The sequence below is a fragment of the Streptomyces sp. BBFR2 genome (assembly GCF_044497305.1).
GTDB lineage: Bacteria > Actinomycetota > Actinomycetes > Streptomycetales > Streptomycetaceae > Streptomyces.
The window spans coordinates 5,151,109-5,171,131 of record NZ_CP172415.1; the positions used below are offsets into that span (position 1 = coordinate 5,151,109).

A 20,023-nucleotide genomic window follows, 5' to 3' on the forward strand; every position below is an offset into this window, starting at 1 on the left:
AGACCATGACCGACACCGGGGCACGGACCGGGACCGACACCGGGACACGCGCCGGGACCGGCACCGGGCCCGCCGCCGCGAAGGCCCCCCGCCGCCGCGGCGCGCGCTCCCCCCTCGCCTCCCTCGGCCTGCACGCCACCTTGCTGCTCGCCGCCGCCGTCGCCGTCTTCCCGCCCCTCTGGCTGCTGATCACCTCGTTCAAACCGAAGAACGACGCCTTCACCACCGCCGTCCTCTCCCACCCGACCCTCGCCAACTACCGCCATGTACTGGGCGGCACGTCGTTCCCGACCTGGTTCGGCAACTCCGTCCTCGTCGTCGGCGTCACCACCGTCGTCGGTGTCCTCCTCGCCGCCACCACCGGCTACGCGCTCAGCCGCTTCCGCTTCCCCGGCATGCGGCCGCTGCTGTGGCTGCTGCTGATCACCCAGATGTTCCCGGTGGCCGTGCTGATCGTGCCGCTCTACAACCTGATGGCGGGCCTGGGCCTCCTCAACCAGCCCGGCGGCCTGATCATCACGTATCTGACGATCGCCGTGCCGTTCTGCGCCTGGATGATGAAGGGCTACTTCGACACCGTCCCCGTCGAGATCGACGAGGCGGGCCGCGTCGACGGCCTCACCCCCTTCGGCACCTTCTGGCGCCTGGTGCTGCCGCTGGCCCGCCCCGGGCTCGCCGTCACCGGCTTCTACACCTTCGTCACCGCCTGGGCGGAGGTCGCCTACGCCTCCGCCTTCATGACCGGCGAGGAACACCTCACCCTGGCCGGCGGGCTCCAGACCTTCGTCAACCAGTACACCAACGACTGGGGCTCGATGACCGCCGCCGCCGTCCTCATCGCCCTCCCCGCCACCGCCGTCTTCGCCTTCGCCCAACGCCACCTCGTCGCCGGACTGACCGCCGGCACCACCAAGGGATGACATGACTCAGGACCAGACCGCACCCGCCCCGAGCCAGGACGCCGCCCGCCCCGACTGGTGGCGCGACGCGGTGATCTACCAGGTCTACCCCCGCAGCTTCGCCGACGCCGACGGCGACGGCATGGGCGACCTGGAAGGCATCCGCCGCCGCCTGCCCCACCTGCGCGACCTCGGCGTCGACGCCGTCTGGCTCTCCCCCTTCTACGCCTCCCCGCAGGCCGACGCCGGATACGACGTCACCGACTACCGCACCGTCGACCCGATGTTCGGCACCCTCGCCGACGCCGACGCCCTCCTCGGCGACGCCCACGCCCTGGGCCTGCGCGTCATCGTCGACCTCGTCCCCAACCACTGCTCCGACCAGCACGCATGGTTCCGCCAGGCCGTCGAGGAGGGCCCCGGCTCCCCGCTCCGCGCCCGCTTCCACTTCCGCGACGGCCGCGGCGCGCACGGCGACCTGCCGCCCAACGACTGGGAGTCCGTCTTCGGCGGCCCCGCCTGGACCCGCCTGCCCGACGGCCAGTGGTACCTCCACCTCTTCGCCCCCCAGCAGCCCGACTTCAACTGGGAGCACCCCGCCGTACGCGACGAGTTCCGCACCGTGCTGCGCTTCTGGCTGGACCGGGGCGTCGACGGCTTCCGCGTCGACGTCGCCCACGGCCTCGTCAAGGCCCCCGGCCTGCCCGACACCGGCACCACCGGGCAGCTCCGCCTCCTCGGCCAGGACGTCCTGCCCTTCTTCGACCAGGACGGCGTCCACGACATCTACCGCTCCTGGCGCACCGTCCTCGACGAGTACCCGGGCGCCCGCATCGCCGTCGCCGAAGCCTGGGCGCCCAGCCCCGAACGCACCGCCCGTTACGTCCGCCCCGGCGAACTCCACCAGGCGTTCAACTTCCACTACCTCGGCACCGCCTGGGACGCGACCGCCCTCCGCGCCACCATCGACGCCTCCCTCGACGCGATGCGCCCCGTCGGCGCCCCCACCACCTGGGTCCTCTCCAACCACGACGTGGTCCGCCACCGCACCCGCCTCGGCGGCGACCTCGCCCGCGCCCGCGCCGCCTCCCTGCTGATGCTGGCCCTGCCCGGCTCCGCCTACCTCTACCAGGGCGAGGAACTCGGCCTCCCGGAGGTCCTCCACCTCCCCGACGAGGCCCGCCAGGACCCCGCCTTCGCCCGCCGCACCGGCGCCGCCGGTCAGGACGGACTGCGCGACGGCTGCCGCGTCCCGATCCCCTGGGAGAAGGACGGCTGCTCCTACGGCTTCGGCCCCGGCGGTAGCTGGCTCCCGCTGCCCCCGGAGTGGAGCGCCCTCTCCGTCGCCGCGCAGACCGGCGACCCGGACTCCACCCTGGAGCTGTACCGCGCCGCCCTCGCGCTGCGCCGCTCCCACCCCGGTCTCGGCGCGGGCACCGACGTCACCTGGCTGGACGCCCCCGACGGCGTCCTGATCTTCCGCCGCCCCGGCGGCCTCGTCTGCACCGTCAACGCCACCGACACCGCCGTCCGCCTCCCCGCCCCGGGCACCCCCCTGCTCTCCTCGGGACAACTCCCGTCCGCCGACGCCGAGTTCATCCTCCCGCCCGATACGACCGTCTGGTGGGACGCGTGAGCGCACCCGCTTCCCGCGCCACCCCCCGCCTCGCCGACCTCGCCGCTCAGGCGCGGGTCAGCGAGGCGACCGCGAGCCGGGTCCTCAACGGCCGCGCGGGCGTCGCAGCCGCCACCCGGCAGCGCGTCCTCGCCGCCCTCGACGTTCTCGGCTACGAACGCCCCGTCCGGCTCCGGCGCCGCAGCGCCGGGCTGGTCGGGCTGGTCCTCCCCGAGCTGACCAACCCGATCTTCCCGGCGTTCGCCCAGATCATCGAGCAGTCGCTGGCGAGCCACGGCTACACGCCGGTCCTGTGCACCCAGATGCCCGGCGGCTCCACCGAGGACGAACTCGTCGAGCAACTGGAGGAACGCGGCGTCACCGGCATCGTCTTCCTCTCCGGACTCCACGCCGACACCGGCGCCGACCCGGCCCGCTACCACCGCCTGCGCGACAGAGGCGTCCCGTACGTCCTGATCAACGGCCACCGCCCCGACATCCCCGCCCCCTCCGTCTCGCCCGACGACGGCGCCGCCGCCCGCATCGCCGTCCGTCACCTGGCCGCACTCGGCCACACCCGCATCGGGCTGGCCGTCGGCCCCGCCCGCTTCGTCCCCTCCCGCCGCAAGGCGGACGGCTTCACGGCGGCGCTGACGGAAGTCCTCGCCCTGCCGCCCGAGACCGCCGCCCGCCGCGTCCGCCACACCCTCTTCACCGTCGAGGGCGGCCACGCCGCCGCCGACACCCTCCTCGACGACGGCTGTACGGGCCTGGTCTGCGGCAGCGACCTGATGGCCCTCGGCGCCGTCCGCGCCGCCCGCGCCCGAGGTCTGCCCGTCCCCGCCGCGGTCTCCGTCGTCGGCTTCGACGACTCCCCGCTGATCCCCTTCACCGACCCGCCCCTGACCACGGTCCGCCAACCCGTCCAGGCGATGGCCGCCGCCGCCGTCGACACCCTCATCGAGGAGATCCAGGGCCACCCCGTCCGCCACACGGAGTTCGTCTTCCAGCCGGAGCTGGTCGTACGCGGCTCCACGGGGCCCGCGCCGGGGTGACCCGGTACGCGGGCACCGCCCGGTAACGCGGGTTAACCTCACGGGAGTTGACGCCCTCGACCTCGGGAGGACGACCGATGACCGTGCACGTGACCGTCTGGGACGACCGCGACCGGACCGGAGCGGGCCGGGCCCCGGCGGACACCGCCGCCCCCGCCCTCTTCCTCCACAACATCTTCACCTGGGGCAGCGACCCCGCGTACGGATTCGCCGCCCAACGCCCCCTCGCGGACACCCGGCGGCTCCTCCTCATGGACCGCCGGGGCTACGGCGACAGCCCCGACACCCCGCGCAGCGACTTCGCCACCGACACCGACGACGTCGTGGCACTCCTCGACGACAGCCGCTACGCGGCGGGACCCGGCGGCGCCCACCTCGTGGCACACGGCAACGGCGCCGTCGCCGCGCTCCTCGCCGCCGCCCGCCGCCCCGACCTCGTCCGCTCCCTCGCCCTCATCCAGCCCTCCGCCTTCACCGCCGCCGCCGGCCATCCCGTCGTCGCCGCCCTCCTCGACCGGGTCCGCGACGCCGCCCCCGGCATCCCCGACGGCGTCACACCGGAGCAGTACCTACGGGCGTCCACCGAAGGGTTGGGGATGGCCATGCCCGAGCCCACACCGCGCCGCCTCCGCGCCGTCGCCACCTCCATGGGGGAGCGCCCCATCTGGGAGGCGGACATCCCCCTGGCCCCGCTCCGCGCCGCCGCCCCACCGCTCCTGGTGATCTGCGGAACCTGGGACGACGCCCCCGACGCCTACCGCGAACACGTAGGACGCCCCCTCATGGCCGTCGCCGAATCCCTCACGGACTCCCTCGACGGCCGCCTCCTACGGGTGCCCGGCTACTACCCGCACACCCAGGAACCCGCCGCCGTCAACGCGGCCCTACGGGAGTTCTGGGGCTGACCGCGTCAGCCCTCGTGCGCCGCGTACGCGACGAAGGCGGCCCAGGCCGTGGGCGCGACGGCGAGCTGGGGGCCGCCCTTGTCCTTGGAGTCGCGGATGTGGATGGTGGTGGGGCAGGGGGCGATCTCGATGCAGCTACCGCCGTCGGGGCCGCTGTAGCTGGACTTGTGCCAGGCAAGGTCGTTGGTGCTCAAAGTGCTCCTTGAATACGTTTCAACAGAGTTGCGGAATCTTCGGGAGTCAGGGCCTGAGAGCGCATCTTGGAGTAGCACTGCTGCATAATGCTGACTTCCTTCGCATGGGTAAAAATCTGGTTGTGCTTGTTGCCCTCGTTGTATGCGAAGTTTCGATGGTCCGTGGTTTCCAGTACCTGCAAGGAGCCATTGAGTCCTGCGTGGTCCGGTTGCCGTAGGGGCATTACTTGCAGGTCCACATTGTCAAGGGCCCCGCACTCCAGAAGGAAATCGATGAGGTCCCTGGTGACTTCGGCGCCTCCCGTCTGCCTTTCGATCACGGCCTGTTCGATGATGAAGCTGAGCGTCACCGAGGGTTTGCGATACAGAATCTCCTGGCGTCCCAAGCGGTAGCTGACACGTTGCTCGACCAATTCCTGATCGGGAATTGGAGGGGTGCTGACGAAGAGAGTCCGCATGTACCCCTCTGTCTGCACCAGCCCCGGAATGACTCGGCACTCATAGATGTAAAGCGAGCGCGCCTGCTTCTCCAAGTGTGCCCAGCGCTTGAACCACGATGGCACACCAGGAGGGCGTACCAAATACTCCCCGGCGGCCTTGATCGCCCCGAACGCGTCGAGGGCCTTCTCGGCTCGCTCGATGAAGTCGGGCGGAGGTAAACGCCGCCCCTGCTCGATCGATGCAATGGTCTCGGGCGAGAACTGCACCAGTTGGGCGAACGCCGCCTGCGTCAGCCCGGCTCGTTCCCGAAAGACCTTGACCACGGCTCCGAACGCCTTGAGGCTGTCCGTGATCTCCGGCTCCGGACTGACCTTACTTTTCGCCACTGCTCGGCACCTCCGCTGCGTACACCCGTACGTCATTCAACTCGGCGATCATCACGCTCGGTTACGCGCACTGTCCACTTTCCGCACCCGTACGCTGACCGAGCGTACGGGCTGAGGTACTGGCCAACGCCTCGTCCAGGGCGCCAACTTGGGCATATGCACGCTTCATCCGCCGCGCAAGCGGCCCCCACCCCCGTCACCGCGCGTATGTTCGCGCAACGCTTCAGCGCCACCCGGCGCGGCGCCCGCCTCGCCCGGCGGCTGGCCGCCGCCCAACTCGACGCCTGGGGCACCCCGTACGGCAGCGAACGGTCCGACACCGCCACCGCACTCGTCGCCGAACTCGCCGCCAACGCCGTCCTCCACGGCCGCGTACCGGGCCGCGACTTCGAACTCCGCCTCACCCTCACCGCCGGTCCCGCCGGACGCGACCGGCTGCGCATCGAGGTCGCCGACACCCGCACCGAGGCCCGCCCGCCCGGCCCGGACGCCCTGCGCCCGCCCGCCCCGTACGCCGAATCGGGCCGCGGTCTCCTCCTCGTCAACGCGCTCGCCGACCACTGGGAGGTCACCGACCGCCCCGGCGTCGGCAAGATCGTCCGCGCGGAGGTGACGCTGTGATCTCCCCACGCGCGGCGATAACCCATCCGCCGCTCCCGCCGTTGGGCAGGTTCCGCGCCGGGCATCCGGCGCCAAGTCCGCTGCTGCGTAAGGGAGTTCCATGGCGAAGACGATCGGCGGCACCGGCCGGGTGTCGGTCTTTCCGCTGCTGCACAACTGGCCGGACACGTTCGGCGTGACGGCGTACGCGACGACCGGACACTTCGGTGACACGGCCGTCGTCGGCCACCTCCCCCTGCCGGGGACACCGGACGCGTACCTCATGGACCTCGCCGCCCGCCACGCCGCACAACCGACGGAATGGGTGCTCTGCCTGGGGTGGAGCAGCCGCGTCGTCCCCAAACCCGGCGGCCTGGACCTCCGCGACGCGACCTGGACCCTGACCGTCGACGGCACCAGCGAACCCGCCAAACCCGTCTACGGCCACAGCAAACTGCTCGTCGGCCGCCTCACCCTCACAGACCCGGAAGCCCCCGACGACTCCGATGACTCCGTGACGTACACCCGCCACCTCGCCCGGAAGGTCCTGGCCAGCCGGGTGGGGGACTGACCACGACCACCCGACGCCGCCCGGCCCCGGAGCCCGGAGGCCGTTCGGGCGGCTCCGTCCCGCGCCGAACGTCACGACGTCACCGTCCGAACGGCGTGCCTGGAACGGCCCGGACCCGTACGCGACCGGACGCGGAAGATCCGTGCCGCCGACGGCCACGGCACTGGCATCCTCACGTAGAAGCCGACGACACGGGGGACGTGATGACGCGGGTCTGGGGACGACTGGCATGCGGCTGGGCGGTGGCCTTCGCCGCCCTCCACCTCTACTGGGCCCTCGGCGGCAGCCGCGGACTGGCCGTCTCCGCCGGACCGCTCGCCGAGGAACGACCCGGCTGGTTCGTGGCGCTGGGCCTGTGGGGAGTCGGCGCGGTCTGCCTGACCGGCGCCGCCCTGGGACGGCGCCTCACCGGCCCCCGCCCGCCCGGAACGCCGGGACGCCTGCTCACCGCCCTGGGCTGGTCCGCCTGCGCCGTACTGCTCGTGCGCGGCGCGGCCCTCCAGTTCCTGCTGCTCACCGGCGCCGCGGGCCCCGCCATCCAGATCAGCCCGGAACAACGCTGGTGGACACTGCTCCTCTGGAACCCCTGGTTCCTGCTCGGCGGCGTGCTCTTCGGACTGGCGGCACGAGCCTTCGGCCGCCCGGCCGCCCCGGAACCGTCATCTGCCTGACCGCACGCGGTGTGCGGCGCGTGGGACGCGCGGCAGGTCCGGGCGCGCCTCGCCCGGGGCATGGGCGCGGGCCGGACACGGTACGGGCCGGGACTCCGCCCGGCGCCCCGCCCCGACATGCACTCCTCCGCCACCCCGGCGATCCTGGGAACAGCGCATTTCCCGGGGCCGGGCGCGTACGAGGCCCGGCCTCCGCAGCCGACGAGGAGGGCGCAGTGGGACACCACCACCACAAGTCGAACAAGGCGGTCGAGGGCGACCCGGACGACGGCCACGGACGCGGCATGCCCCGGCGCCCCGACCAACGGCAGGCCGAACGCCGCACCGAGGAGGACCGCCGCGAAGCGGGCCTCCCCGACGACGCCGGGAAGGACGACGCCACCCGCTACGCCGAGGAACGCGCCGAGGTGGAACGCGAAGCCGACCGAGGCGACCTCCCCCGGAACGCCGCCTCCCGGAAGAACCGCACCCCGTTCCCGCCCTCCGACTACGAAGAGTGAGCACGCCGGCCCCTCGCGGGCACCGGGCAACCGCGAAGCGGCGAGCCGCCCGGGAAAGCCGGAGGTACGAGCCGAGCGCCCGGCGTACGGGTGGGCGAACCCGGCATACGGGCAGGTGAGCCCGGGGCACGCGCCGTCAGGCCGGAGGCACGGGCCCGGCGCGCGCGGGCGAACCCGACGTCCGTGCGGGGGCGTCGGAGGCACCGTCCCAGTCGTGCGGGCGAACCCGGGACACGCACCGACAAACGCACGGACAAGCCCGGAACATGTGCGGCGAACCCGGGCGGACCCGAGTGGATACGCAGCGGCGAGCCGACATACGTGCAGGTCAGAGGTACGGAGCTGGAATGAGTCAGGAACCCGAGCCGATCAGCGCCGCCGAACGCCGCGCGCTGGAACGGGAACGCGACGCCCTGCGCGCCGCCCGCGCCACCGACGCCCCGGCCCCGCAGGACTCCGACCAGGCGGGCGACCGCGCCGACGACGCCAACGAGTCGGAACGCATCGACGAGGCCACCCACATCGAGGTCCGCATCGACGAGATCACCCAACGGCTGCGCGACGGCGAACGCGCGGGCCTGCCCTCCGTCAACGCGGTCGGCACAGGCAGCACCGTCACCGTGCGCTTCCCCGACGGCGACCGCGCCACCCTCCACCTCGCACTCCTGTCATCGGAACGCGACCCCACCCTCATCACCACCGACAGCCCCCTCGGCCAAGCCCTCCTCGGCCACGAAGCCGGCGACCGCGTCGACTACACGACCCCCGACGGCCGCCGGACCGTCCACCTCCTCTCCGTCGGCGAACCCGGCCCGGAGAACGACCACTAGAGCCCCGGAAAACGGCCACTGGAGCCCCGGAAAACGGCCACTGGAGCCCTGGAGGACGGTCACTGGAGCTCTGGAGAACGGCCACCGGAGATCCGGAGAACGGCCACCGGAACCTCACCGGCAGCCACCGTCCCGGCGATCTCACCGGCAGACACGTTCCCGGCGCCCTCGCCCCTCGCGTCGGCCCGGTCTTCCGTTCCAGCCACCGGGTTCTTCCGCGCGGCTGCTGCCGTTCGTTCCACCCGTTCCAGGTCGGCGATCCGCCTGTGCCAGCCCGACGTTCCATCCGTTCCAGGTCGGCGTTCCACCTGTGCCAGTTCGACGTTCCATCCGTTCCAGGTCGGCGTTCCACCTGTGCCAGTTCGACGTTCCATCCGTGCCAGGTCGGCGTTCCACCCGGCACCAGGTTCTCCCGCCGCCGTGCACCGTTCCACCTCCCCGGCCCGGCCTCGCCGTTCAGCCGCCCAGGCACTCCCGTACGGCCGTGACCAGCCGATTCGCCCGTGCGTCGCCGTGGCCGATCATGCGGTTGGCGACGTACGCGAAGCCCACACCGAACGCGTCGTCCCCGAACGCGAACTGTCCACCCGCACCGTCGCTCCCGAAGCTGCGCGCGCCGAGCATCGGCCGGAACGGCGAATCCAGCAGAAAACCCGCACCCCAGCGGGCCCCCGCATCGAACCCCAGCCAGCCCGCACCGGACGACACCTCCCGCACCACATCCGTCACGGACTCCGGGGACAGCAGCCGCCCGCCCCCTTCCACCCCGCTGACGGCCGCCGCGTACACCCCGGCAAGGCCCGTCGCGGAAGCCACCGCGCCCGCACCCGGCAACTCCGCACCGAGCACCGCCGGATCGTTCCAGCCGTACGGCACGTCGGTACCGGGGAAGACCAGCGCACCGTTCATCGTCACGATCCGGCTGAGCAGATGCTCCGGCCCCGGCATCGCGGGCCGCCCCGCCGCCTCCGACAACCGCGCCCGGCCCGCCCACTCCGCCTCCGGCAACCCGATCCAGGCCCGCAACCCCAACGGATCACCCACCGCCGCACGGAAGTACGCCCCCGGAGTGAGCCCGGTCAGCCGCCGGATCACCTCACCCAGGACGAAACCGAAGACATGGCCGTGGTACTCGTACGCCGCACCCGGCTCCCACAGCGGCCGCTGCTCCTCGACCGCGCGCACCACCGGCGTCCACGCCGCGATCTCCTCGAACGTGAGCTTCCGGTCGAGGGCGGGTATCCCGGCACGGTGCCCGAGAACCATCCGGGAAGTGATGCCTTCCTTGCCGTGCCGGGCGAACCCGGGCCAGTAACGGGCCACCGGCACGTCCAGATCCAGCAGCCCCTCCTGCACGAGCAACTGCACACACACGCCGACCAGGCCCTTCGCGCAGGAGAACACCGGCACGGCCGTCTCCCGCTCCCACAGCCGCCCCGTCCGCCCATCGGCGGTCCCACCCCACAGCTCGACGACCTTCCGCCCGCCCACGAACACCGTGACGGCCGCCCCCAGCTCCGGAAAGTCCGCGAAGTTCCCCGCGAACGCCTCCGCGACGCCCCCGAACCCCTCATCCACCTCGCCGTGACAGCACCCCACCGGTCCCACCCCTCTCGCCCACGCGCCCCGACGCGCGTCCCCGACACCTCCCGGCGCACGGTGCGTCCCGTACGCCGTCCCAGCGACCGCGACCGTAAGACGGCCCCCTCCCCGAGGCGAATGAATTTCCGTACGAGGCGCCCGGCCCGGTCGGGCCGGAGGCCCGTATGACCGATCCCGTGGACGACGGGCGGACACGAGACGAGGGAGAAGCGGCCGCGAGGCAGAGCCTGGAACCCACCGGAACGGCTGTAACACGCGCTTTTTCGGCCGGAGTTGACCGGCGGGGGGAGGGGAGAGGAGAGAGGGGAGAGGGGCGGAACGCCGCTCGTTCCAGGCGCCCCACGCCCGTGCCCGTGCCCCGCCGCGTCTCCGCGTGCCCGCGTACCGCTCCGTCTCCGTGTCCCGCCGCCCGCCGCGCTTCAGACGCCGAACGCCGCCGGATAGCGGATCGTCCCCGACGGAACCGGCGCGTCCGGGTCCAGGGTGAGCGCCATCATCGCCTCGTCCGGCACCTCGAACGGCGCGCGGATACCGAAGCGGGACGCCGGCACGAACCCGAAACGCGGGTAGTACGAGGCATGGCCGAGGACCAGCACGAGGTTCTCGCCCCGGGCACGGGCCGCCTCCAGCGCCGCGCGGATCGCCGCCGACCCGGCACCGGACCGCTGCGCCGACGGCACCACCGCACAAGGCGCGAGCGCCAGCGCCGACCGCCCCTCGACATGACAACGGGTCAGCAGCGCATGCCCCACCGGCGTCCCGTCCGGCGTCAGCGCCACGAAGGACAACCCGTCGAGCCACGCCGAGGAATCGGCACGCAACGCGTCGACGATCCCCGCCTCGTCAGGAGTGGGAAAGGCGGCGAGATTGATCTCGCGGATGGCGGGAATGTCGGCCGGCGTCTCGGCGCGAGTGATCCAGGTACTCATGTCGTTTCATTCCAAGGTCGCAGTGGACGGGTCGTTCGTTCCAGGGCTGAAGAACGGTCATTCCAAGGACGGGACCGTTCGTCCCGGGACAGAGGGGCCGGCCCGGAACAGAAGCCGCCGCTCCAAGGAGGGAGCAGCCCTTCCGGAGCTGAGCACCGACCATCTGTTCCAGGAACAGAAGCGGCCGTTCCGGAGCGGAGTGAGGGAGCGGGGGAGCGGGCACCCCGTCCCCGGGACGGCCCCGGGAACGGGCGGAGCAACCCCGGGCGCAGAGCGCGGGGCGCAGAGCAGGGCGAATCACTCCCATGTCATATCGATACGCCCCCCGACAGCGCGGTATCCGGCGCGCCGGAACGCATCCGCCATCGGGACATTCCCGAGATCGGTGTTCGCCCGCACGCGCGGCACCCCCTGCCCGGCCAGCACACGGGTGCCCTCGGCGAGCAGCGCGTCCGCGTACCCGTTGCCCCGGTACGCGGGCACCACCCCCAGATACGCGATGATCGCGTGATAGCCGTTGTGCGCCGGAATCACGAACCCGACCGGCTCACCACCAGGCAGCACCCCGACCCGCCACCACTCCCGCGGACTCCGGTACCGCACCAACTCTTCCTCATACTGCTGAACCGCCGCCTCCCGCGCGGACATCCGCCCCAACGCGGCCCGGCTGTGCGCATCCAACGTGCCCTCCAGCACCGACGTCATCAACGCCAGCAACTCTTCACGATCCCGTGGCGACCGGAAGGAAAGCGCGGCAGCGGACACAGCTCCGGGCGACGCGGGCCGACCCCGCCGGACGGCAGCATCGGACGTCACGGGCAAGTCCTGCCGTGCGACGCCGGACGCCACCGGGGCATCCTGTCCCGGGCCCCTTGGCGGAACGGTGCCGTGTCCCGGGCCCTGCGGCCCGAGAGCGTCCCGTTCCCCCTCCCGAGGCCCGGCACCGTCGCGTTCCACGGCCTGCGGTGCGCCGGCATCCTGCGGCGTCCACTCCCAGCGCAGCCGCTCGACGAACAACCGGGCACCGGTCCGTTCCAGCGCCGCCATGCGGTTCTCCACCGCCCGCCGTTCCACCCGGTCCGCACGCCATGCGGGCGCGACGGAACGGAGATACTCGGGCCGTGCCCCGTCCGGCAACACCACGGGCAACGCGGCACGCAGCAGCCGCAGCCCCGCGTCGAACGGGTCGGGGCCCACGGCACCCGCCCCGGAACCGTCCGGACCGGGGGCCGTGTCGTCGAGATCGAAGATGTCCAGGAGCGCCGGGACGGCATCACCCGGCCGCGACCACCAGGCGACACGCGCCAGAACGCGGTCACCGTGCAGCGCCACCCACATCCACGACGGCTTCCGCCGTCCTTCGGCGAGGTCATCCGCCAACTCGTCATTGAGGCTGTACGGCAGGCGGCAGAAGAGTTCCAACTCTTCAGGGCCGGTCAGGGGCCGCAGAGTCAGCCCGGACACCTCGTCCGGCCCGTCCGGACCGCGTACGCCGGACGACGCCCCGCCCCGGCCCGGGGAGCCGGGAGCGCCCGAGGCACGGGAGCCGGCGGAGTCCACCGGGACGACGGCACCGTTCGGGCCGAGGGGGTCGTTCGGGCCGAGGGGGTCGTTCGGACCGGTGAAATCGTTCTGACCGGTGGGGGCATTCGAGCTGGTCAGGTTGGTCAGATCTCCAGAATCGTGCGGATTTCCCTTGGCGTTCGGCGTGCCAAGGGTGCCCGGATCGGACGTCGGGCGCGGACATCCGTCCGCGCACTGAGGGTTCGGCTGTGTGGTCAAGGCGCACTCCTACGAGGCGCGCCCGTTCCTCCGGGATCAGCGGGAATCCGCGTCCCGGGAGGACGCGGGCGCGGTGACGGCGAGGGTCATGCCTGCCTCCCCCTTCCATGGCCTGGTCGTCGTATGTCGTGGTCATCGGCCACACCCGCGGGCGGGCCGCAGACACATCTATCCGGGCCGGCACAACAACAGCAAACCCTTTTCCGGCGCTCCTGGAGGCCCCGAATCCCCGACGCACCGGAACGGCTGCGTCACCACGGTGCGGAGCCCGCGCCACCGGCCCGCCCGGCCGGGCGCGTGGGCCCGGACCACGGGGTGCCCGGACCTCCGACCGGACGGACCGGGGCTCGCCGGCGAACGTAACACCCTTGCAATCCCTTGCGTAAGACCTTGCGAGCAGGTCGGGGGAGCCGCCTTCCGCGACGAGGAAGGTCATGAAAAGTCTGCGGCCGATCGGAAGGCTTGCTGCCAACTCCCGTGTGAATCAATCGAGTTATGGCTAGTCCGGCTGCTGTTGCGACGCAGAGCCGCGACGTGGTGCAGCGGGGAGGTCTGGGGGAAGGGCCACCGAGGGGCGCTTGCCGACGACAGACCCGCAGACCGCCCGGGCACAACCGCTGCTCCGAGGCGAGCCCCGGGACGCCCTGCACGCCCACGCCCGACGATGTCCCGGGCCCCATCCCGGGAACTCGGCCCGGTCCACGTTCCAGGGAGGCGGCCCCACCGCACCCGAGGTGCCCGCCCTTCGCCCTGTGGAATCGATCACGGCCCCTGCCCACGCGTCACGGGGCCCTTTACGCTCCTTTGAACGGGCCGGACGGTGCGGCCGGGCGGGCGTCCCGGCCGGATCCCGCCCCGGTCGACGACCTGTCCCGCGTGAGGAGAATCGCCTGTGACCATCGCCCCCACCGGACACGAGAGCTACTACGAGCGCACCGACGAGCACCACTACAAGCCGACGCCCCACGCACAGGGCGCCTGGAGCCCCGACGAGCAGCACTTCGGGCCGGTCTCCGGACTCCTCGCACACGTCCTCGACCGGCACGTCACCGAGCGCACTGGGCCCGGCATGGCCCTGGCCCGCATCAGCTACGACATCCTCGGCCGCATCGCCTTCGAGGAGTGCGAGATCACCGTGGAGACGGTCCGCCCGGGCCGGACCATCGAACTGCTCGAAGCCGTCCTGCGGATCGGCGGCCGTCCTGTCGTCCGCGCCCGCGCCTGGCTCCTCGCCTCCCTCGACACCACCGCCGTCGCCGACAGTCCCTTCGAACCCATCCCGCACCCCGACACCCTCGCGCCGTGGAGCATGGACGACACCTGGGGCGGCGGCTACATCGCCTCCCTCGACGCCCGCCGCGTCCCCGCGCAGCGCAAGGGACGTACAACGGCGTGGCTCTCGTCCACCGTCGACCTGGTCGCCGGCGAGCCGCGCAGCGAACTCGCCTCCTTCCTCACCCTCGTGGACCCCGCCAACGGCATCGCCGTACAGCAGGACCCCACCGCGTGGATGTTCCCCAACGTCGACCTCACCATCCACCTGCACCGCACACCCCGGGGCCCCTGGACCGGCCTGGACACCACCGTCACCTTCGGCCCCGCCGGACAGGGCGTCACCAGTAGCGTCCTGCACGACATCCACGGCCCCGTGGGCCACGCGGAACAGATCCTCACCGTCCGACCCCAGCCCACCGGCTGACCCCCCGAAGGCGCGCCGGGGGCCAGAGCGCCACACCGGCTTGAACCTCTCCCGGGGGCTCCCCCCCCGCCCTCCCCACCCCTCGCTCCGGACTGCCTCACCCCCGGGCGCCCCCGCCCTCCCCGGCCGTGCCCACCTCTCCGGGCGGCCCCGGCCCCCTGCGCCCCGCCCCGGGCCCTCCCCGCGCCTGCCCCTCCCGCCCCTACCTCCCCTCCTCGTCCGGCACCCACCGCAGGACATCTCCCGGCTGGCACTCCAGCACGCGGCAGATCGCGTCGAGGGTGGTGAACCGTACGGCCTTCGCGCGGCCGTTCTTCAGGACGGCGATGTTGGCGGGGGTGATGCCGACGGCGGTGGCGAACTCGCCCACCGAGAGGCCCCGGCGGGCGAGTTGTACGTCGAGGTCGACGATGATCGCCATCAGATGACCTCGGCCATCTCGCGCTGCAGCTCCGTCGCCTTGTGCAGCAGGCCCCGCATGACGACGACCAGCATGGCGAAGGCACCGCCCACCCCGACGGCGGCGAGGGCGGCACCCAGCGCGCCGAGGACCTCCATGCCGTCATCGGGCGAGGGTATGGAGGCCAGCGCCAGATGCCCGGTCACGCCCGCTGCCAGCAGGGTGGCCACGAGGGAGGCGCCGATGATGGTGTCGACCCAGCGGAAGGCCCGCGGGGTGAAGAGCGCGTCGCGCCGCACCATGGCGAGCAGCCGCCATGTGGCGACGAGCCCCACCTGGACGCAGGCCACCCCGGCGATCGCTATCGCCACGTACGGCACGGCGAACGGGGCGTACGGCGGGAAGCGGTCGACCTCCTCGGCCGCGGCGCCCGGGATGATCACGAACTGAGCGAACAGGCCGAACAGGATCGCCATGGCGATGACGGCCCGGAGCGCGACGATGAGAACTCGGTGCATGTATCGAATATCGATGGGTTTCCATCGAAAGTCAATCGATATTCGAGAGATGGCGCGTGCGCGATCCGGGAGATGGCGCGTTCTTGTGCGTGCGCGTCGGACCGTCGCGGTGGCGCCTCAACTCGCCCGCGGTGTCCGGAAGATCCGGTCCAGTTGGTGCCGGAGGGTCGCGATGGCCGACTCCGGACTGCGCTGACCTGCCAGGATGCTCGTCCCCAGCCCGGCGGTCATGGCGAGAAGGGCGATCGCCTCGGTCCGGGTGTCGGTGTCCGCGGGGAGCAGTTGGGCCTCCCGGGCCCGGTCGAGCAGTCCGGCCACGGCGTCCTCGGCGGCGGCCGGGCGCTGGAGGTAGGGCTGGGCGGCGAGCGCCTCGTCGGTCACGGCGAGCAGCGTGTACGAGGTGAGGACGAGATGGAAGGCGCGGCTCTCCTCGTCGGTGGGGAGCGAGGTCAGCAGCAGGGTCTCGATGACCGTGCGTGGCCCGGGGTCCTCGCCGGCCGCCCGGAGCCGCGCGCCGACCCGCGCCCCGAACTCCTCGGTCAACTGCTGGAAGCCGTGGAGCAGGAGGTTCTCCTTGGTCTGGAAGTAGTACTGCACCAGGCGGAGGGAGATGCCTGCCTCGGCGGCGACGTCGCGCATGCCGACGGCGTGCAGTCCGCGGCGGGCCGCGACCCGGACGAGGGCCCGGCCGATCTCGGCGCGCCGCTCGTCGTGGTCCACGCGCTTGGGCATCGGTACTCCTCGGGTCGGCCGCTCCGCCGGGCCGCTCGCGGCCCCGGACCTTTTCATGGTACCGCTGTACCACCAACGTGGTACGGTCGTATCACGAAACCGAGGCTCCAGGAGGTGCCCCGTGCCCGACACCACCCGTGCCCCGGCCGGCATCGGCCGCTACGTCAACGCCACCCTGCGCGAACGGCACTTCGCCGCCTGCGACGCGGTCCACGCGCTGGGCGCCCCCGCCCGCGCCGAGTGCGACGTGGAGACGGACTTCGGGACCACGCACGTCTACCGGTACGGCCCGCAGGAGGGCACCGCGGCCGCCGCCCGCGCCGCCGGCCGCGTCCCGGTCGTCCTGCTGCACGGCGCCGGGGGCTGCGCCGCCATGTGGTACCCGAACACCCCGGCGCTCGCCGCGGAGCGCACCGTCTACGCACTCGAAACCCCGGGCGACGCCAACCGCAGCGTGCACCGCGCCCCGCTCCACCGGCCCGAGGACGCCGCCCGGTGGCTGGACGAGGCGCTCGCCGGGCTCGGACTCGACCGCGTCCACCTCATCGGCTCCTCGTACGGCGGCTGGCTCGCCCTCAACTTGGCGCACCGGCGGCCCGGACGCCTCGCCTCCGCGACCCTGCTCGATCCGGGCGGGCTGGAGAAGGTGGGGCTGCGGTTCTTCGTCTGGGTCTTCCTGAGCCTGTTCGCGACCGCCGCCCCCGCGGCGCTCCGCCCGCGCCTCGCCGCCTGGCTGGACCAACCGGTCCTCATCGTCCCCGAGTTGCGCACCATGGCACGGACCGGTGCCCGTTCCTACCGCATCCGCCGCCCGGCACCCGTACCGCTCACCGACGATGAACTGCGCACCCTGCGCACCCCGCTCCACCTGGTGCTCGGCCGGCGCAGCCTCCTCCTCCACCCCGAACGGCAGGCGGAACGCGTCCCGCGGCTCGTCCCCGGCACCCGCGCCGTGATCCTGGAACACACCGGCCACGGCCCGCAGATCGACCACGCCGACGAGGTCAACGCCCAGATGCTCGCCTACCTGGACGGTGTCGACGACGCGACCCGGGAGGGGGAAGGCGTGCCGGGGAGGAAGTGACGGCGAGGCCGGAGGAGGCGGGGCCGGAGCGGGCGGGACGCCATCCGGCCGTTCCACCCGTCACCTGGCCGTTCCACCCGTCACCTGGCCGTTCCACCCGTCACCTGGCCGTTCCACCCGTCACCTGGCCGTTCCACCCGTCACCTGGCCGTTCCAACCGCCATCCGGCCGTTCCACCCGTCAATTGGCCGTCACCCGGCCGTTCCACCCGTCATCCCGCCGTTCCACTCCCGTCCCGCGGCGCGTCCCGGCCGGCCCGCCATTCCCTCCCCGTTCCGTTCCACGGCGTGCGCCCCGGCCGTCACGGCGGGAAGCCCTGACGGCCGGGGCGCACCCGCATCCCGCTCACAGGTCCAGTGTCAGCGACGCCCCCCGCGCCCGGGATACGCAGATCAGCAGCGAGTCGTCGCGTTCCGCGTCGGTCAGCAGCTCGTCGCGGTGGTCCACCTCGCCCGCCAGTACCCGCTGCTGGCACGTTCCGCAGAACCCCTGTTCGCAGGAGTACGGCAGATCCGGCAGCGCCTGCTCACGGATGGCCCGCAGCACACTGGTGCCCGGCTCCACCGTCACCGTCCGGCCGGTGCGCCGCAGCTCCACCTCGAACGGCGCGTCCCCGGCCGCCTCTCCGGGCGCGGCGGGCGCGAACCGTTCGGTGTGCAGCGTCAGCCCCTCCGGACCGTCGGGCAGCAGCGCCGCCACCGCGTCCATCAGCGGATCCGGGCCGCAGCAGTACACCGCGGCGTGCGGCGGCGCACCGGCCAGCGCCGCCGCCAGATCCGGCCGCCCGTCGGTGTCCTCGGCCACCACCGTCAACCGCTCACCGCCCGCCAGCTTCTCCAGCTCCGCCAGGAACGGCATCGACGCCCGCGAACGCCCCGCGTACACCATCCGCCACGGCACCCCCTCGGCCTCCGCCTGCCGCACCATCGGCAGCAGCGGGGTGACGCCGATCCCGCCCGCGATGAAGAGATAGGCGTGCGCGTCGGCGAGCGGGAAGCGGTTGCGCGGCCCGCGCACCTCCACCTCCACGCCCTCCCGCAGCGCCTCGTGCACCTCCCGCGAACCGCCCCGCCCGTCCGCGATCAGCCGTGTCGCGACGGTGTACGAGTCCGGGTCCGCCGGATCCCCGCACAGCGAGTACTGCCGTACGGTGCCCGACGGCAGCACCAGATCGAGGTGCGCGCCCGGCTCCCAGCCCGGCAGCCCCGCGCCGGTCAGCCGCAGCGCCACCACCCCCTCGGCCGCCTCGCTGCGCTCCGCGACCCGCAGCCGCAGCGCCCCCGCGCCCCGGCCACCGCCCCGGCCCGAGACCGGCTCCTCCAGTGCGGGCATCGGCCACAGCGGCGAGCGCCGGATCCGGCGGCGCAGCGCACCGCGCGCCAGCAGCGCCGCGGCCACACCGCCCGCCGCCAGCGCGGTCCGTACGGCACGGGGACGGGTGATGACGGGCATCAGGCACCTCCGGGGGAGCCGGTCGCGGCCGCGACCGCGGCGGGGGAATGGGCGAGATAGGCCGCGGCCTGCTCGGTACTGCCGTGGTGCGAGGGGTGGTACGACGGGCTCAGGTACTGCGGGATGGACCGCAGCATCGCGCCCGGCTCGGGCAGTACGCCCTCCCGCCCGCCGCGCCAAAACTCCCGCGCCGACGCCTTGCCGTCGCGCAGCGTCGGATCGTTCTCCATGAAGAAACGGACGCCGCGCTGCCACAGGAAGACCAGCGCGCCGAAGGCCAGCGCCCAGGTGCGGGCCCGGCGCCGGTAGCCGCCGTCAACGTGCAGGAAGAGTTCGTAGGCGACCGACCGGTGCTCGACCTCCTCCGCACCGTGCCAGCGCAGCAGATCCAGCATCACCGGGTCGGCGCCCTTCGCGTCCAGCGCATCGGCGTTGAGCACCCAGTCGCCGAGGAACGCGGTGTAGTGCTCGATCGCCGCGATCAGCGCGATCCGCTCCCGCAGCCACCACGCGCGCGCCCGCCCCGGCGGCAGCGTCCGGTCCCCGAGCAGCTTCTCGAAGAACCAGTCCACCTGCGCGGTGTACGGCTCCGGGTCCAGCCCCTGCGCCCGCAGATGCGGCAGCACCCCGTCGTGCGCCTGCGAGTGCATCGCCTCCTGCCCGATGAACCCGATGACGTCCTCGCGCAGCCGGGCGTCGCGGATCAGCGGCAACGCCTGCTTGTAGACGTGGACGAACCAGCGCTCCCCGGCGGGCAGCAGCAGATGCAGCACATTGATGGTGTGGGTGGTGGACGGGTCCCCGGGCACCCAGTGGAGCGGGGTACCGGCCCAGTCGAACGCGACGTTGCGGGCCTTCAGCGGCACATGCTCCTGGGCGGCCGCTCCGGGCCGCGACGACGCCTTGTTAGACATGGCGTCAATGTACTGGTCGGTAAGGAGCCGTCAACACCCCTCGCACAGGGAAAATCCCGGGAACCGGCACCCCACACCCCACACCCCGCACGCCGTTCCCGGGACACACCCGCCCAGGCTCCGCCCGATCCGGGCACCGGCCGTCCGGTACGGGAACGCCCGCCGCCCCGCACCGGATCACCCGCCGACCCGAACGGAACGGCCGCAGCCCCGAACGGCATGGCCGCATCCTCTACGGGCCCGC

At 72.8% G+C, this 20,023-nt stretch carries 21 protein-coding genes; 11 read left to right on the plus strand and 10 right to left on the minus strand.

The annotated features are described in order from the left end of the window. Nucleotides 1-5: 5 nt before the first annotated feature. The 4 genes from ACGH2B_RS20940 (at nucleotide 6) to ACGH2B_RS20955 (ending at nucleotide 4,474) form a co-directional block, all read left to right on the plus strand. Nucleotides 6-920: a sugar ABC transporter permease gene (locus ACGH2B_RS20940; RefSeq protein WP_399097196.1), complete on the plus strand. Its 915-nt coding sequence runs from the start codon at nucleotides 6-8 to the stop codon at nucleotides 918-920. Between the two features lies 1 nt (nucleotide 921). Beyond that, a complete protein-coding gene (locus ACGH2B_RS20945) occupies nucleotides 922-2,535 on the plus strand; it encodes a glycoside hydrolase family 13 protein (RefSeq protein WP_399091899.1) in 1,614 nt (537 codons plus the stop codon). Beyond that, complete coding sequence (locus ACGH2B_RS20950) at nucleotides 2,532-3,569, plus strand: LacI family DNA-binding transcriptional regulator (protein WP_399091902.1); 1,038 nt, start codon at nucleotides 2,532-2,534, stop codon at nucleotides 3,567-3,569. Before ACGH2B_RS20945 ends, ACGH2B_RS20950 begins: the two co-directional genes overlap by 4 nt. A gap of 77 nt (nucleotides 3,570-3,646) precedes the next feature. Further along, nucleotides 3,647-4,474: an alpha/beta fold hydrolase gene (locus tag ACGH2B_RS20955; protein ID WP_399091905.1), complete on the plus strand. Its 828-nt coding sequence runs from the start codon at nucleotides 3,647-3,649 to the stop codon at nucleotides 4,472-4,474. Between the two features lie 5 nt (nucleotides 4,475-4,479). Here the strand turns inward: ACGH2B_RS20955 and ACGH2B_RS20960 are convergent, their stop codons facing one another. Both ACGH2B_RS20960 and ACGH2B_RS20965 read right to left on the minus strand, forming a co-directional pair. Then, nucleotides 4,480-4,668 (minus strand): DUF397 domain-containing protein, encoded by a 189-nt coding sequence (locus ACGH2B_RS20960; protein WP_399091908.1) that lies wholly within the window; start codon nucleotides 4,666-4,668, stop codon nucleotides 4,480-4,482. After that, entirely contained in the window at nucleotides 4,665-5,495 is an 831-nt protein-coding gene (locus ACGH2B_RS20965; protein ID WP_399091910.1) for a helix-turn-helix domain-containing protein, read from the minus strand. The genes ACGH2B_RS20960 and ACGH2B_RS20965 overlap by 4 nt, the downstream gene beginning before the upstream one ends. A gap of 156 nt (nucleotides 5,496-5,651) precedes the next feature. Here ACGH2B_RS20965 and ACGH2B_RS20970 point away from each other — a divergent pair, with 156 nt between their 5' ends. The 5 genes from ACGH2B_RS20970 to ACGH2B_RS20990 all read left to right on the plus strand — a co-directional run bounded on the left by ACGH2B_RS20970 (nucleotide 5,652) and on the right by ACGH2B_RS20990 (nucleotide 8,667). Beyond that, nucleotides 5,652-6,116, plus strand: coding sequence for an ATP-binding protein (locus ACGH2B_RS20970; RefSeq protein ID WP_399091913.1), 465 nt, complete (start codon nucleotides 5,652-5,654; stop codon nucleotides 6,114-6,116). A gap of 100 nt (nucleotides 6,117-6,216) precedes the next feature. Next, entirely contained in the window at nucleotides 6,217-6,666 is a 450-nt protein-coding gene (locus ACGH2B_RS20975; RefSeq protein ID WP_399091916.1) for a hypothetical protein, read from the plus strand. A 203-nt stretch (nucleotides 6,667-6,869) separates the two neighbouring features. After that, nucleotides 6,870-7,337: a DUF3995 domain-containing protein gene (locus ACGH2B_RS20980; protein ID WP_399091919.1), complete on the plus strand. Its 468-nt coding sequence runs from the start codon at nucleotides 6,870-6,872 to the stop codon at nucleotides 7,335-7,337. Between the two features lie 215 nt (nucleotides 7,338-7,552). Beyond that, nucleotides 7,553-7,837: a hypothetical protein gene (locus tag ACGH2B_RS20985; RefSeq protein WP_399091922.1), complete on the plus strand. Its 285-nt coding sequence runs from the start codon at nucleotides 7,553-7,555 to the stop codon at nucleotides 7,835-7,837. 347 nt (nucleotides 7,838-8,184) lie between these two features. Then, complete coding sequence (locus ACGH2B_RS20990; RefSeq protein ID WP_399091925.1) at nucleotides 8,185-8,667, plus strand: GreA/GreB family elongation factor; 483 nt, start codon at nucleotides 8,185-8,187, stop codon at nucleotides 8,665-8,667. 456 nt (nucleotides 8,668-9,123) lie between these two features. Here the strand turns inward: ACGH2B_RS20990 and ACGH2B_RS20995 are convergent, their stop codons facing one another. The 3 genes from ACGH2B_RS20995 to ACGH2B_RS21005 all read right to left on the minus strand — a co-directional run bounded on the left by ACGH2B_RS20995 (nucleotide 9,124) and on the right by ACGH2B_RS21005 (nucleotide 12,620). Continuing rightward, nucleotides 9,124-10,245, minus strand: a complete 1,122-nt coding sequence (locus ACGH2B_RS20995) for a serine hydrolase domain-containing protein (protein WP_399091928.1) — start codon at nucleotides 10,243-10,245, stop codon at nucleotides 9,124-9,126. A gap of 443 nt (nucleotides 10,246-10,688) precedes the next feature. Further along, the gene (locus ACGH2B_RS21000; protein ID WP_399091931.1) at nucleotides 10,689-11,198 is read right to left on the minus strand and encodes a GNAT family N-acetyltransferase; all 510 of its coding nucleotides are present in this window, start codon (nucleotides 11,196-11,198) and stop codon (nucleotides 10,689-10,691) included. Between the two features lie 297 nt (nucleotides 11,199-11,495). Next, nucleotides 11,496-12,620 (minus strand): GNAT family N-acetyltransferase, encoded by a 1,125-nt coding sequence (locus ACGH2B_RS21005; protein ID WP_399091935.1) that lies wholly within the window; start codon nucleotides 12,618-12,620, stop codon nucleotides 11,496-11,498. Between the two features lie 1,252 nt (nucleotides 12,621-13,872). Here ACGH2B_RS21005 and ACGH2B_RS21010 point away from each other — a divergent pair. Beyond that, nucleotides 13,873-14,679, plus strand: a complete 807-nt coding sequence (locus tag ACGH2B_RS21010; protein WP_399091938.1) for a thioesterase family protein — start codon at nucleotides 13,873-13,875, stop codon at nucleotides 14,677-14,679. 202 nt (nucleotides 14,680-14,881) lie between these two features. Here the strand turns inward: ACGH2B_RS21010 and ACGH2B_RS21015 are convergent, their stop codons facing one another. From ACGH2B_RS21015 to ACGH2B_RS21025, 3 genes are all read right to left on the minus strand, one after another. After that, entirely contained in the window at nucleotides 14,882-15,100 is a 219-nt protein-coding gene (locus tag ACGH2B_RS21015) for a helix-turn-helix domain-containing protein (RefSeq protein WP_399091941.1), read from the minus strand. Beyond that, a complete protein-coding gene (locus ACGH2B_RS21020) occupies nucleotides 15,100-15,597 on the minus strand; it encodes a DUF2975 domain-containing protein (RefSeq protein ID WP_399091944.1) in 498 nt (165 codons plus the stop codon). Before ACGH2B_RS21020 ends, ACGH2B_RS21015 begins: the two co-directional genes overlap by 1 nt. Nucleotides 15,598-15,714: 117 nt before the next feature. Continuing rightward, nucleotides 15,715-16,329: a TetR/AcrR family transcriptional regulator gene (locus ACGH2B_RS21025; protein ID WP_399091947.1), complete on the minus strand. Its 615-nt coding sequence runs from the start codon at nucleotides 16,327-16,329 to the stop codon at nucleotides 15,715-15,717. A 121-nt stretch (nucleotides 16,330-16,450) separates the two neighbouring features. Here ACGH2B_RS21025 and ACGH2B_RS21030 point away from each other — a divergent pair, with 121 nt between their 5' ends. Continuing rightward, entirely contained in the window at nucleotides 16,451-17,413 is a 963-nt protein-coding gene (locus ACGH2B_RS21030) for an alpha/beta fold hydrolase (RefSeq protein WP_399091950.1), read from the plus strand. Nucleotides 17,414-17,758: 345 nt separating this feature from the next. Here ACGH2B_RS21030 and ACGH2B_RS21035 read toward each other — a convergent pair whose 3' ends face one another. Together ACGH2B_RS21035 and ACGH2B_RS21040 are read right to left on the minus strand one after the other, a co-directional pair. Next, nucleotides 17,759-18,865, minus strand: coding sequence for a PDR/VanB family oxidoreductase (locus tag ACGH2B_RS21035; protein ID WP_399091953.1), 1,107 nt, complete (start codon nucleotides 18,863-18,865; stop codon nucleotides 17,759-17,761). Beyond that, nucleotides 18,865-19,779 (minus strand): metal-dependent hydrolase, encoded by a 915-nt coding sequence (locus ACGH2B_RS21040; RefSeq protein WP_399091956.1) that lies wholly within the window; start codon nucleotides 19,777-19,779, stop codon nucleotides 18,865-18,867. The genes ACGH2B_RS21035 and ACGH2B_RS21040 overlap by 1 nt, the downstream gene beginning before the upstream one ends. Nucleotides 19,780-20,023 lie beyond the last annotated feature (244 nt).